10 protein-coding genes are annotated in these 12,398 nt (G+C 58.7%); 1 reads left to right on the forward strand and 9 read right to left on the reverse strand.

Features of this window, described 5'->3' with window-relative positions; genetic code table 11:
- Nucleotides 1-320 precede the first annotated feature (320 nt).
- From lysS to TQ39_RS05685, 3 genes are all read right to left on the reverse strand, one after another.
- Nucleotides 321-1,886: a lysine--tRNA ligase gene (gene lysS, locus TQ39_RS05675; protein WP_082052131.1), complete on the reverse strand. Its 1,566-nt coding sequence runs from the start codon at nucleotides 1,884-1,886 to the stop codon at nucleotides 321-323.
- 110 nt (nucleotides 1,887-1,996) lie between these two features.
- Complete coding sequence (gene greA, locus TQ39_RS05680) at nucleotides 1,997-2,479, reverse strand: transcription elongation factor GreA (protein WP_276325254.1); 483 nt, start codon at nucleotides 2,477-2,479, stop codon at nucleotides 1,997-1,999.
- A 361-nt stretch (nucleotides 2,480-2,840) separates the two neighbouring features.
- Nucleotides 2,841-4,919, reverse strand: coding sequence for an elongation factor G (locus TQ39_RS05685; RefSeq protein WP_009322097.1), 2,079 nt, complete (start codon nucleotides 4,917-4,919; stop codon nucleotides 2,841-2,843).
- Nucleotides 4,920-5,294: 375 nt separating this feature from the next.
- Here TQ39_RS05685 and TQ39_RS05690 point away from each other — a divergent pair, with 375 nt between their 5' ends.
- Complete coding sequence (locus TQ39_RS05690; protein WP_009322096.1) at nucleotides 5,295-5,792, forward strand: pyridoxamine 5'-phosphate oxidase family protein; 498 nt, start codon at nucleotides 5,295-5,297, stop codon at nucleotides 5,790-5,792.
- Between the two features lie 52 nt (nucleotides 5,793-5,844).
- Here the strand turns inward: TQ39_RS05690 and ymfI are convergent, their stop codons facing one another.
- The 6 genes from ymfI to TQ39_RS05720 form a co-directional block, all read right to left on the reverse strand.
- Nucleotides 5,845-6,579: an elongation factor P 5-aminopentanone reductase gene (gene ymfI / locus TQ39_RS05695; protein WP_009322095.1), complete on the reverse strand. Its 735-nt coding sequence runs from the start codon at nucleotides 6,577-6,579 to the stop codon at nucleotides 5,845-5,847.
- A complete protein-coding gene (locus tag TQ39_RS05700) occupies nucleotides 6,558-7,049 on the reverse strand; it encodes a nucleoside deaminase (protein WP_009322094.1) in 492 nt (163 codons plus the stop codon). The genes ymfI and TQ39_RS05700 overlap by 22 nt, the downstream gene beginning before the upstream one ends.
- A gap of 16 nt (nucleotides 7,050-7,065) precedes the next feature.
- Entirely contained in the window at nucleotides 7,066-8,037 is a 972-nt protein-coding gene (locus TQ39_RS05705) for a CPBP family intramembrane glutamic endopeptidase (RefSeq protein ID WP_009322093.1), read from the reverse strand.
- Nucleotides 8,038-8,223: 186 nt separating this feature from the next.
- Nucleotides 8,224-9,501 (reverse strand): hypothetical protein, encoded by a 1,278-nt coding sequence (locus tag TQ39_RS05710; protein WP_050004839.1) that lies wholly within the window; start codon nucleotides 9,499-9,501, stop codon nucleotides 8,224-8,226.
- Between the two features lie 289 nt (nucleotides 9,502-9,790).
- On the reverse strand, nucleotides 9,791-11,719 hold the full coding sequence (locus tag TQ39_RS05715; protein WP_050004840.1) for a bifunctional 4-hydroxy-3-methylbut-2-enyl diphosphate reductase/30S ribosomal protein S1: 1,929 nt from the start codon (nucleotides 11,717-11,719) through the stop codon (nucleotides 9,791-9,793).
- Between the two features lie 56 nt (nucleotides 11,720-11,775).
- Nucleotides 11,776-12,396 carry a lysophospholipid acyltransferase family protein gene (locus tag TQ39_RS05720; RefSeq protein WP_050004841.1) on the reverse strand — a complete coding sequence of 207 codons (621 nt, stop codon included), beginning with the start codon at nucleotides 12,394-12,396 and terminating at the stop codon, nucleotides 11,776-11,778.
- Nucleotides 12,397-12,398 lie beyond the last annotated feature (2 nt).

Raw genomic sequence — 12,398 nt, forward strand, 5'->3', positions numbered from 1 at the left:
CTCAGATGAACTCTAAGAAGTGCTCTCATAGCATTGCTAAACCTGTAGCTTATTCGTTTGAACTCCGTCATTCTTCATAACGATGCATTATTCTTCAACAATTTGCTGTCAAAATGCTGTCATCCACAGTTTGACAGCACAGAGCTCCGCAGCATATAGGGCAACACCGCACAATTCACGGCTGATGCCTAAGCGTCGTCTCGCTTGCAGATTTTCCGACAACTGTCACAAAAATCTGTCGGCGCGGTTCGACACTTAGAATTGTGCGGTGTTGCCATAGTTGTTTTCCATTGCGAATTCAACTATAGATTATGGTTTTATCAGTCGATGGGTTTCATCGTTGGGAAAAGGATGACCTCGCGGATGGTGCTGGAATTCGTCAGCAGCATTACACAGCGGTCAATGCCCATACCCATGCCGCCCGTCGGGGGCATGCCGTATTCCAGAGCCGTCAGGAAATCCTCGTCCAGCATCTCGGCCTCGTCGTCGCCGCGCTCGCGCTGCTCCGCCTGCTTGACGAAGCGCTCGCGCTGGTCGATGGGGTCGTTCAGCTCGGAATAGGCATTTGCCATCTCACTGTGGCAAATAAACAGCTCGAAGCGTTCCGTCAAACGCTTGTCCTGCGGGCTGCGCTTTGTCAGAGGAGATACCTCCACCGGATACATTGTGATGAATGTGGGCTGAATGAGCTTTTCCTCCACACGCTGGTCAAAGCAGGCGTACAGCGCGTTGCCCCAAGTGGGATCCGCCGCCTCCGGCAGCTCCACACCGATGGCTTCGGCCGCGGCAACCGCCTGGGCATTGTCGGAGATGGCGCCGAAGTCGATGCCTGCATACTCCTTCACGGCGTCCACCATAGTCAGGCGGCGCCAGCCCGGCGTAAGGTCGATCTTTTCGCCCAGCCACTCCACCTCATAGCCGCCCAGCAGCTCCAGCGCGGCCGAGGAAAGGATCCCCTCGGCAATGTCCATCATCGTATGGAAATCCGCATACGCCTGATACAACTCCACGGTCGTAAATTCCGGGTTATGCTTCGGGTCCATGCCCTCGTTGCGGAAAATACGGCCGATCTCATACACGCGGTCGATGCCTCCTACGATCAGCCGCTTGAGCGGCAGCTCTGTGGCGATACGCATATACATATCAATATCCAGCGTGTTGTGGTGGGTCACGAAAGGACGCGCCGCAGCCCCGCCTGCGATGGTGTTCAGCACCGGCGTTTCCACTTCCATATAGCCGCGCTCATCCAGGTAATTGCGCATATGGCGAATAAATTTGGAGCGCACCTCAAACGTCTTGCGCACCTCCGGGTTGACGATCAGGTCCACATAGCGCTGGCGGTACCGCGCCTCGCGGTCCTTCAGGCCGTGGAATTTTTCTGGCAGAGGCAGCAGGCTCTTGCTCAGCAGTACGATCTCGGTGACATGCACGCTGATTTCGCCCATCTTCGTACGGAACACAAAGCCTCTGACGCCGATGATATCGCCGATATCAAATTTCTTGAACGCCTGATACTCCTCCACACCCACGTCGTCCCGGCGGACATAAAGCTGGATGTTGCCCGTGGTGTCCCGAAGGTCCGCAAAGCTGGCCTTGCCCATCACGCGCTTGCTCATCATGCGGCCCGCCATGCACACGCTGCGGCCCTGTTCACCCTCGGGCACGTCCACAAAGCTCTCTTTCACCTCGGCGGCAAAATCCGCCTGGGGATAGCTTGTCAGCTCAAAGGGGTCGTTTCCGGCCTCCTGCAAGCCGCGTAGCTTTTCGCGCCGGATGGCGACCAGCTCGTTATACGCCTGCTCACTCACTTCTTCGGCTACGGCCCCGATCTTCTGCTGGGCTGCCTCCAACGCATTGCCCAACTGTTCCAACGTTTCGTTTGCCATGCTTGTCCTCCAACATCTCGCAATTTGTCCCATCCAGTATAGCACAAAATATAACACAAAAACAGGTGCTTTCGCACCTGTTTTTGAAAAAAAGCCTGATTTTGTGCGGCTTACAGCTCTGCTCGGCCGATCTCCATCACTTCATACTGCACAACTGCGCCGCTGGGCAGCGTGATATCCACCTTATCGCCCACGGAATGGCCGATAAGGGCCGCTCCGATGGGAGATTCGTCCGAGATCTTTCCGTTCATCGGGTCAGCCTCGGTGGAACCGGTGATATCGTATTCGTCCTCATCCCCGTCCTCATCCTTGATGCGAACATGGCTGCCGACGCTGATATGGTCGGTAGAAAGCTCGTCCTCGGTGACGACGCGGGCATGCTTGAGCATTTTTTCCAAAAGCGCGATGCGGCCTTCCACAAGGCCCTGCTCGTTTTTGGCTTCATCATATTCACTGTTTTCGGAAAGGTCGCCGTAGCCGCGGGCCACTTTGATCTTTTCGGCCACCTCTTTGCGCTTGACGGTTTTCAGCTGTTCAAGCTCGTCCTCCAATGCACGCAAGCCGGCATAGGTCATGACAATTTCTTTTTCCAAGGTCTCCGGTCTCCTTCACAGATATTGGTACCGCGCCGCGCCACAGTACAAAATGTGGGGCACTTGTACAATATGGGTTATTATAGTGTTTTTGCTTTTGGCTGTCAAGCGGAAAACCAAAATTATACAAATTGCACCAGTAAATGGGGATTTCTTTGTATATTACGGCTGAACAGACATTTTTTGTGAGCCTGTTCCGTTCCTTTGTATACAATGGGCGGCGGCAGACGGGCGTACACAAACACCGTCCTGCTGTAAAATCCCCCTGATGCTGCTATTTTATGCATCGTCCGGACAAAAGAGAACCACAGGAGGGAAAATCATCTCCCTCCTGTGGCGGTTTTCCGCTGGTATTGGGACGTTACTCCTCGTCGTCCTTCATATCAATGAACTTCTTCGCTTCCTCGATGACCTTCGGCTCCAAATTGGAGGGCAGCGGCTCATAGCGGGTGAATTCAAATACAAAGCTGCCGCGTCCTTGCGTGAGCTGGCGCAGATAGGTGGTGAAATCATGCATCTCACTGACCGGCACGTCGGCTTCCAGCGTCTGCTGACCATCCTCGGCCGGATGCATGCCCAGCACGCGGCCGCGCCGCTTTGTCACCTCGCCCATGATGTCCCCCAGCACATCGCCCGGAACAGTAGCCATCAGGTTGCCGATGGGCTCCAGCAGCACGGGGCCAGCCTCGGGCAGCGCAGCCTTGTAGGCCAGCTTCGCAGCCATCTTAAACGCCATTTCGGAAGAATCCACCGGGTGGTAGCTGCCGTCCAGCAGCGTGGCCTTCAGGCCCACCACGGGGTAGCCGGCCAGCACGCCGTGGCGCACGGCCTCCTGCAGGCCTTTTTCCACCGCCGGGAAATAGTTCTTGGGCACGCTGCCGCCGAACACGTTCTCGGCAAATACAAACTCTCCCTCGTCCGTCGGCTCGAATTCGATCCATACGTCGCCAAACTGGCCGTGACCGCCCGTCTGCTTCTTATGGCGGCCCTGCGCCTTACATTTCTTACGGATGGATTCACGGTATGCGATACGCGGCTCGGTGAGGCTCACCTCCACGCCAAACTTGCTTTTGAGTTTGGCGCACACCACATCCAGATGCTGCTCTCCCAAACCGGATATCACCTGCTGCACCGTCTCGGTGTTGACGGCGTACCCCAGCGTCGGGTCCTCTTCCATCAGGCGCTGCAACGCGCCGCTGATCTTGCTCTCGTCGCCTTTCTGCTTTACCTTGATGGCCATGGACAGCGTAGGCCGGGGGAACTCGGGGCGCGGCAGGCTCACCACACGGCCCGGCGCACACAGCGTGTCGCCCGTCTGCGCGGCAGGCAGCTTGGTAATGGCACCGATGTCGCCCGCGCCGATCTCCGCCGCATCCGTCTGCTTTTTTCCTTTCACGAACACCAGCTTGCCCATACGTTCGGGCTCGCCCGTGCGGCTGTTTACCACCGGAGAGTCCGCCTTGAGCGTGCCGCTGACAACCTTGACATAGCTCATCTTACCCACAAACGGGTCTGCTACTGTTTTGAATACATATGCGCACAGCGGGTCTTTCGCCTCGCAGGCGATCTCCACTTCGTTTCCGTCGCGGTCCGCCGCAACGCACCCAGCGCCGCGCGCTGCGCTGGGCAGCAGCTTTTTGATGTAGCGCAGCACCATGTCCGTACCCGCCAGCGCAGTGGAGCAGCCGCAGAGTACCGGCGTGATGGCGCCCGTTTTAACGCCTACGCGCACACCCTCCGTCAACTCCTCCTGCGTGAAGGGCTCACCCTCGAAGAATTTCTCCATCAGCGCGTCATCGGTCTCGGCCACAGCCTCGCGCATGGCCTCGATCAGCCCGTCCTCCCGATGGCCGTATTTGGGCATAGGCACTTCGCGGGCCGTGCCGTTGACGTAGCTGTACGCCTTGGATTCGATCAGGTTCACAAACACGCGGCCGCCGGCCTGCTCGATGGGCACGACCACCGGACAGATGGACGGGCCGAACTCCGCTTTCAGCTCTTCAAATACTTTATAGAAATCGGCATGCTCGGCGTCGATTTTAGAGATGTAGATCATACGGCTCTTGCCGTGTTTCAGCGCCAGCTTGTACGCCTTCTGCGCACCGACGGTGAGGCCGCTGCGGCCGGACACTGTAATGAGCACGCTCTCGGCGGCGCGGATGCCCTCGTGCAGACCCAGCTCAAAATCAAACAGACCCGGCGTGTCGATCAGATTTATTTTTACGCCGTCATACTCGACAGGCGCTACGGCCAGCGACAGGGATGCGCGGCGCTTGGCCTCCTCGGGGTCGTAATCGCATACGGTGTTCCCGTCTTCCACACGGCCCAGGCGGTCGGTGCTCTTGGCGGTAAACAGCAGCGCTTCGGCGAGGCTGGTTTTCCCGGCGCCGCCGTGGCCCGCTATGAGGACGTTTCGGATGTGATCGTTTGCGTAATTCATAAACAACAACCCTCTTTTCCGCCCTGCGCAAAACGCATGGCAGCAACTTATACAAAAATAGTATCACAATCGCGTCGCTTTTTAAAGATAATGTTGTAAAAAAAGAAAGAATCTTACGTACAATCTTCCAGCATAAGATTGTATAGTTTGACAAGAGGTTTTCAACAATGGCTGCCCGGCGCAAACAATAAGCCGTCCTCGTGCCTGCGGCGCAGACAAAATGCAGAAAAACACATACCGCCGCGCTTTCGTCAAAAAAAGCTGGTATGCGGACGATGTGCATGATAAAATGATGCCACAAGGCGGGCCGGCACCAAAGGCGCCCGCGGAACATCGAGCCGGGCGCGTTCAGCCGTCCGGAGAAAGGGACGCGTTATGACGGCATATGAAAAAAGCCTGGAGGTCCTGCGCGAGCTTTTCGAAAAGGACTGCACCTTCGTATTGGCGACCGCGCGGGAGAACGTTCCTTCGCAGCGGGTGGTGGACGCCTGTTATATGGGCGGCGCATTCTGGGTGGTCACGCACGGCCGTTCCGCCAAAGTGCGGGAGATGAAAGCAAACCCCTGTGTTTCGCTCTGCAGCAGTTTTCACACCTTTAAGTGCAAAGCCCATTTCATGGGACATCCGCTGCTGCCTGCCAACCAGGCGGCGCGCGAAGCGCTGGCGGGGGCGTTCGAGCCGTGGCACTTTGCCTGCAACGATGAAGGCGACTCCAACCTGTGTTATCTGCGCATCGTACCGGAGAGCGGTTTTTTCCACAAGGACGGGACAGGCTACCGGGTGGATTTCATCAACGGGACGGCGGCGGAATTCCCCTTTACAGCTCAGGTCGAAATGGCTTTACAGCCGCGCGCAAATATTCCGGTATTCTGAAAAGGGCGGGAGCACACAAGGCTCCCGCCCTTATATTACATCTATAAAAGCCTCAGACGACAAACCCGCCGTTGGGCGCCAATACCTGCCCCGTGAAAAAAGCGCCCGCGTCCGATGCGAGAAACGCGACGGCAGCGGCCACGTCCTCCGGCGCGCCCAGACGGCACAGCGGCGTTTCCTCTGCAAGCGCCGCCTTATCCTCCGGGGAGAAAACAGCCATCATATCCGTTTCCACTACGCCCGGCGCCACACAATTTACCGTTATTCCGCTTGGGCCTTCCTCCTTGGCCAATGCCTTGGTAAAGCCGATAAGCGCCGCCTTTGCCGCGGAATAGTGCACCTCGCAGGAGGCCCCCACCTGCCCCCACATGGAAGAAATATTGATGATGCGGCCCCACTTTTGGCGTATCATATGCGGCAGCGCGGCCTGGCAGCAGTGGAACGCGCCTTTCACGCATACGCCGAACATGGCGTCCCACTCAGCCGCAGTGATATCTGTGAACAGCTTCTGCTGTGCAACGCCCGCATTATTGACAAGGATGTCCGCCGGCCCCAGCGTCTGCTCTACCTGCGCAAACATCGTGCGCACCGCCGCTTCGTCAGAGACATCTGCACAGAATACTGCCGCCGTGCCGCCCGCAGCGCGGATACGAGCCGCCACGCTTTCGGCACTGTCCCGCCGGGTGCGGCAGCACACGGCCACACGGCACCCCTGCGCGGCCAGCGCCAGCGCTGCGGCTGCGCCGATGCCGCGGGAAGCTCCTGTCACGATTGCGGTTTTTTCCATTTCGGCTTGCTCCCCTCTCTGCGCCTGCGGCGCAGCTCTTCAAAAAACGCCGCCAGCAGCGCGGCGCATTCGTCCTCTAGCAGCCCGCCCTCCACCTGGGGGCGGTGATTGAAAGGCAGCGCAAACAGATCCGTTACGCTGCCGCAGCAACCCGCCTTTGCATCCCGTGCGCCGTACACGACGCGCTTGATACGGCTGTTGACGATGGCCCCTGCGCACATGGGGCACGGCTCCAGCGTCACAAATAACTCGCATTGCCACAGCCGCCAGCCGCCCAAAGCGCGGCATGCCGCGTCTATGGCCAGCAGCTCGGCGTGATGCGTGGCATTCTTGCCGGTCTCCCGCGTGTTGTGTGCCACCGCCACAGGCTCCCCGTCCTTCGCCACTACCGCGCCTACAGGCACCTCGCCCAACGCAGCGGCTTTTTCCGCTTCGGCCAGCGCCAGACGCATCAACGTGATATCATCCATATGAAACCAACTTTCCTTATTTCGCGAACAGCGGCCATGCCGCGCGCAGCGCCATGCACGCCATCACCAGCGGGAACAGCGGCGCAGACGCCAGGCGCTCCAGACGGCTCTGGCGGTTCTTGGGGTCGTATACCCGGGGGATGGGCCTGAAACGGCGCATTACGCCCAGGCGGCGAATGGCCGCAAGACACACCACGGCCCCCACGCAGAACACGGCCACCAGGTATCCCGCAAACGCAAAGGCGGACACACCGTCCATCTTCTGCGCCGCATATAAAAAAAGAAACGACATTGTATTATAAGCAAAGTGCAACGCCATTCCCAGCGCCAGAGAGCCGGTACAGTAGGCCGCCAGCCCCATGAGCACCGACAGGATGAACAGAGACGGCATCTGCGCGATATCGCCGTGCAGCAGCGTGAACACCACACTGGATACAACGATGGAAAACCATGTTCCCCAGCGGGAAAGCACTGCCTGCATGGCGCCGCGCACCAGCAGCTCCTCCAGTACGGCGGGTACCACACACATGCCGATGAAATACAAAAACGTGGCAAATCCGCTTTGCGGCAGACGGATGGCCTCCGGCGCGCGGTACCGGGTGAACGCGGCCAGCAGCCGCTGCAAAAGCGTAGTAAGCAGGCTGCATAGAAAGCCCGCCCCTAAAAACACCGGCACGAACAGCCACAGCCGCCCGTCCCGAGGCATCTGCACCGAAATCCGCAGGCGCATGGGCGTAGCGCGCACTCCCACGGCCAGCAGCCAGAACGCTGCCGCCAACCCGGCGGCGGGCAGAAGAACGTTGAATACGCCCAGCACCCACTCAGGCACAGCAATGGGGTTTTCCAGCGTAGCGCTTTTGTTGAACAGGCGCAGCAGCTGCCCTACGGCCAAACGCAGCAGCGCCGTGACGCCCAAATACACCGCCGCCGCCAGCGCCGTCAGGTTCGCCGCATAGCGCAGCGGGTCATTCTGTTGTTTGCGCGCCATCCCGCAGCCACCTCCCTCTGTTTATTCCGCCGGCCCGCGCGGGGCCCGCGCCGATGATATCCAGCTTCTATATTACAATATTCCGGCAAAAAAAACCACTGTGAAATCGCATCGCGTTTTCACAGCGGAAATATTTTTATGAAGGACTCACCGGGAGAAGCGGCGAATCAAAACAACCGCGCCGGTTCAGGCATATGCACGGGAAACGGAAGCGTAAACAGCCTCAGAGGTATCCTCCCCTTCGATCCACCCGGTGTAGGACACGCGGACCGTATCGCCTTTTTTCAGCTCCTCCGGAAAAGACTTTCCCGGCACAGCTTCAAATTTCAGTGTCCGGCCGTCGGCGGCGGCCAGCGTCAGTGCGGTATCGCTCACGGCACGCACCGTACCGAGCACGGCGCTCTTATTGGCATCTTTCCGGGCCGTGACCTCCAGTGACAGAAGCTGTGCGGAACGGGTGGATTCCCCGCTGATGCAACCGGAATAAGTGACGCGCACACCATCTCCCGGCTCCACTCCGCCCTGCTGCCCGGTGAGGGATTTCCCCGTGTAGAAGGCAAGCACACGTCCGTCCGCCGTACATACCCCGATGCTGCCCTGTTTGCTGTTCACGGAACACACCGTGCCCCGCACAGCCTGTGCATCCGCCAGCTTTTCCGCCTGCACACGCAGCAGCATGGCATGGGATGTATCCTCCGGCGCGGCGCTGCCCGAATAGCTCAGCACCGCGCGGCTTCCCGCGCGCAGGCCATCCGGCATATCCACCTCGGCGAAGCCCAGCGCGAAGATATAACGTTCCCCTGTATCTGCCAAAAAGGTGATCGTATCCGCCTTTTCATCCACGGCGCGGATACGTCCCGCCAGGGTGAACACATCTCCCTCCGATACGCGCGCTGTCACACGGCTCACCACCGCGCCGTCCGGTGCGCCATCAAAATACACGCGCGCCCACATTCCCTCGCGTGGTTCGCCCTTCAGCGCACGTACGCTCCGGCCCGCCGCAAAGGTGTAGGTTTCACCGCCCGCCGTCCGAAGTGTGATGCTCTCTTCATCGAACGCCGTTACAACGCCGTCGGCCGTGCTCCCCATCGAAAGGGAGTCGGGCTGCGTTTCCTGCGCGGCCTCTATGCGCAGCAGCTTTACATTTCGGGCGTTGGTGTCCGTCAAAACGCCGTCGTACCAGATGCGCACATACTGGCCGGCCTGTACGCCGCCTTCTACCATGTCCTCGGCGCCGTCCATACGGAACACATACTCTCCGCCGCCTGCGGCACGGAGGATGAACTGTCCGTCCGAGGCGTCCAGTACCACGCCTTCTTCTTTTTTAGCTCCCTCGGGAAGCACCGTTCCCGCCTGAGGGTCCTGTATGGGTCGCCCTCCGCCGGACCCGGCGCATGCCTGCAGCCCCAACACCAGCATCAGGCACAGCGCTGCTGTCAGCACCGCTACACATCTTTTCTTCATTGCTCTCAAACCCACATCTGCAACCCTTCCTGCCAAACCTCCACGGTCCGCGGCATACTTTATCAGTGTATGCAAAAACGGCACATGATATCCCGCCGCCGCAGTATCGCTGACATTGTCTTTCCATTATAGTAGACGCGCCCGCATCCGGTTTCATTTCAAAAAAAATCTTAAAAATCTATGACAATCTTCCAAACACACCGGAACGGACCGTCGGAAGCATTTTTGCCGCGGCACAATAAAAAACGGCCATACGGATCGCTCCGCATGGCCGTTTTCCGGTTTTAAATCACTCGGCGTCCTCGCCGTCCGCTTCGCTGCCGGAGAGCAGCGCCTTCATCGAAAGGCTGATGCGCTTTTTCTCGAAGTCCACATCGGTGAGTTTCACTTCCACTTCCTGGCCTACGCTCAGCACATCGGAGACCTTCTCAACACGCTCGTTGGAAATCTCACTGATATGCACCAGGCCGTCGATGCCCGGCAGGATGCGCACAAATGCGCCGAACTTGGTGATGGACACCACGGGCGCCTTGAACACGCTGCCGATGGGATATTCGGCCTTGAATTTCTCCCAGGGATTGTCCTCGGCTTTCTTATAGCCCAGAGACACTTTTTTGTTCTCGGTGTCAATATCCTTGACGTACACATCGATGGTATCGCCGACGCTCACGACCTCGGACGGATGCTTGATGCGGTTCCAGGACAGTTCGCTGATATGCACCAGGCCGTCCACGCCGCCGATATCCACGAACGCACCGTAGTTGGTCAGGCTCTTGACAACGCCCGTGTACTGCTTGCCGATCTCCACATTGGCCCAGAACTCCTCGCGCTTGGCGTCGTTCTCGGCGGCCAGGACCTCGCGGATGGAACCCACGATGTGGCGGCCTTCGCACTGCTTCATCTTCAGGCGGACATTCGTTTTCACCAGGGCGGTATAATCCTCGCCATGGCGCAGCGTGGCCTGGGAGCGCGGCACGAACACGCGCACGTTATTCACCAGCACCACAACGCCGCCGGAGTTGGCCTCGGTGACGAAGCCCTCCAGGATCTCGCCGCTCTCGACAGCGGCGGCAACGGCCTCGCGGCCCTTGTTCTCATCCAGACGCTTTTTGGAAAGATAGACGACGCCTTCCTGGTCGTTTACCTTTGTTACGATGAGGTCGAGCTCGTCACCTTTCTTGACCAGATCCTCCGCTTTGGCGGACGGGTCATTGGTGAGTTCCTCGAGCTTGACGAAACCGGTCTGCTTCGTGCCGATATCCACCTGGATCTCGCTGGGGGAAACGCCGGTGACGATGCCCTTTACGACCTTTCCATTGTATACCGGCTTCAAGGAAGCGTCGATCATTTCCTCAAAGCTCAATTCCTCTTCACGAATTTCCTCGCTCATACTGCTCAGTACCTCCTCAATAATAGACGAGGGCGTGGATGCACCCGCCGTCACTCCCACCGTGCCTGCGCCGCGCCACCACGCGGGGTCCAGCTCCTGTGCTGTCTCCACGGCGGCGGCCTTTGTATGGCGCCCGGCAACGGATACGAGTTTCTGGGTGTTGGAGGACTGCCGCCCGCCGATGACGACCATCAGGTCGCATTGGCGCGCAAGGCACTCCGCCTCATGCTGCCTCGCCCATGTTGCATTACATATTGTATCAAATATGCTCGGATTTGTATATACTTTTTTGAGAAACTCTACGCATTCTTGCCACTTTTTCACCTCAAAAGTGGTTTGAGCTACCACAAAAATCCCATTTTTGGTATTTTCTGGTGTTAAAAGTACTTTCAATTCCTCCAAATCGGCAAAAACAAATACACTGCCCCGTGTGTGTCCAACGATGCCCTGCACCTCGGGATGGTTTTTGTCGCCTGCGACCAGCAGGGTTTTGCCCTCCTCACCCGCCCTGCGGGCCAGGCGGTGGATTTTGGCCACAAAGGGGCAGGTGGCGTCATGCACCACAAGGCCCCGGGCCCCAAGCGCATCGTACACGCACTGCGGCACGCCGTGGCTGCGCACCACCACCTCGTAGCCGTCGGGCACCTGTTCGGGTGTATCCACGATAACGGCGCCCCGGGCCGCAAGGTCCGCCACGCATTGAGGATTATGGATGAGCGGCCCCAGCGTAGCCACCCGCACGCCCTGCTCCAGCAGGCCGTAGGTGAGCTTTACCGCACGGTCCACTCCGAAGCAGAAGCCCGCCGTCTTTGCCTTAATGATCTTCATATCACAGCTCCTTGGGAAAAGGGCGCCGCAGGCAGCGCACTTTCTCTTTTACACTTTTATAAGTATTGCCGGTTTTCCTCCAGCAGCTTTTCCAGCTCTTCCGCCAGCAACGCCTTGCATTCGCGCAGGCGGGCGGCGCTGCGCGGCTCGCCCAGCTTCAATTTTTCCGCAGGGATCGGCTTGCCGAACACTACGGTGCAGCGGCCGAACACCCGCATTTTTCCGCCTTTGTAGATGATACGGCAGGGGATCATATCCACGCCCGCTTCGGCCGCAATAACAAATGCTCCGCTTTTCAGCTTACCCAGGTTGCCGTCCTTGGTACGCGTGCCCTCGGGGAAGACCAGCGCCCCGCGTCCCTCACGCACCTCGCGCACAGTGTTTTCCACCACTGTGGTGTCGCCCTTTCCCCGGCGCACACAAACGACGCCCACGTGCCGCCAGGCCCAGTTCAGCAGGCGGCTGATCTCGAACAGCTCTTCTTTGGCCATGATGACCATGGGCCTGCCCCAAAACCGGGCAATAACGACGAATACAGGGTCGATGGCGGAGATGTGGTTGGGCGCGATGACGAAGCCCCTGTCATGGATGAGGTTCTCCCTTCCGATGACCCTGATCCGGAACGCGATGTGCCACACCAGCCACGCCAACGGCACGATGATCCAGTAAAACCACATCG

The organism is Ruthenibacterium lactatiformans (assembly GCF_000949455.1).
In the GTDB taxonomy this organism is placed as follows: domain Bacteria; phylum Bacillota; class Clostridia; order Oscillospirales; family Ruminococcaceae; genus Ruthenibacterium; species Ruthenibacterium lactatiformans.

What these genes read in the sequence shown, in the direction of transcription:
- ymfI (WP_009322095.1), bottom strand. Translation starts at nt 6,579, where the DNA reads ATGGAAAAAACCGCAATCGTGACAGGAGCTTCCCGCGGCATCGGCGCA.
- TQ39_RS05720 (WP_050004841.1), bottom strand. Translation starts at nt 12,396, where the DNA reads ATGTGGTTTTACTGGATCATCGTGCCGTTGGCGTGGCTGGTGTGGCAC.
- TQ39_RS05710 (WP_050004839.1), bottom strand. Translation starts at nt 9,501, where the DNA reads ATGAAGAAAAGATGTGTAGCGGTGCTGACAGCAGCGCTGTGCCTGATG.
- TQ39_RS05715 (WP_050004840.1), bottom strand. Translation starts at nt 11,719, where the DNA reads ATGAAGATCATTAAGGCAAAGACGGCGGGCTTCTGCTTCGGAGTGGAC.
- lysS (WP_082052131.1), bottom strand. Translation starts at nt 1,886, where the DNA reads ATGGCAAACGAAACGTTGGAACAGTTGGGCAATGCGTTGGAGGCAGCC.
- TQ39_RS05690 (WP_009322096.1), top strand. Translation starts at nt 5,295, where the DNA reads ATGACGGCATATGAAAAAAGCCTGGAGGTCCTGCGCGAGCTTTTCGAA.
- TQ39_RS05705 (WP_009322093.1), bottom strand. Translation starts at nt 8,037, where the DNA reads ATGGCGCGCAAACAACAGAATGACCCGCTGCGCTATGCGGCGAACCTG.
- TQ39_RS05700 (WP_009322094.1), bottom strand. Translation starts at nt 7,049, where the DNA reads ATGGATGATATCACGTTGATGCGTCTGGCGCTGGCCGAAGCGGAAAAA.
- TQ39_RS05685 (WP_009322097.1), bottom strand. Translation starts at nt 4,919, where the DNA reads ATGAATTACGCAAACGATCACATCCGAAACGTCCTCATAGCGGGCCAC.